Origin of the sequence: Actinomadura sp. WAC 06369 (genome assembly GCF_003947565.1) — a bacterium.
GTDB lineage: Bacteria > Actinomycetota > Actinomycetes > Streptosporangiales > Streptosporangiaceae > Spirillospora > Spirillospora rifamycini.
In genome coordinates this window covers 1-614 of record NZ_QHJN01000426.1, presented here as the reverse complement: position 1 = coordinate 614, position 614 = coordinate 1, and the positions used below count along the sequence as shown (strand labels likewise).

Genomic DNA, 614 nt, shown 5'->3' with positions numbered 1-614 from the left:
CGTGGCCCAACCCTTGTGGGGGGAGCGGTCGAAGGTGGGGCCGGCGATTGGGACGAAGTCGTAACAAGGTAGCCGTACCGGAAGGTGCGGCTGGATCACCTCCTTTCTAAGGAGCATCAACTGGCCGTCGTTGATCCCGCTTCGGTGGGGTGCGATGGTCGGTGGCCGCTGTTGACGGCGAATGTTCGTCAGGTGGCTGCTCATAGATGTGGAGCACTGGCTACTCAGTTCACCGCTCGTGTGAACCGGCTAGTACCGCCCTTCGGGGAGTGGGAACGGCGGTATCGGGCGGGTGGTGGACTGGACACGCTGTTGGGTCCTGAGGAAACGGGCACGTTTCTTCGGACTGCGGGACCAGGTCCCGTAACTCTTCACGGGGTTGCGGCCTGGTGGGCCCGGTTGTTTTTTGAGAACTACACAGTGGACGCGAGCATCTCTGGTAGATGACGATGCTTGAGGAGGCGGGCCTTTCGGGCCTGGTTTCTTGGGTGTTGTTGTTTATCTGCGATTTGTTTTGATCGTTTTGTGTGTTCAAGTTTTTAAGGGCATACGGTGGATGCCTTGGCATCAGGAGCCGATGAAGGACGTGGGAGCCTGCGATATGCCTCGGGGAG

At 59.1% G+C, this 614-nt stretch carries 2 rRNA genes; both read left to right on the top strand.

Annotated features, from left to right (window positions below):
• Positions 1-106, top strand: a 16S ribosomal RNA gene (locus DMH08_RS39795); the annotation flags it as partial.
• Between the two features lie 423 nt (positions 107-529).
• Positions 530-614, top strand: a 23S ribosomal RNA gene (locus tag DMH08_RS39790); the annotation flags it as partial.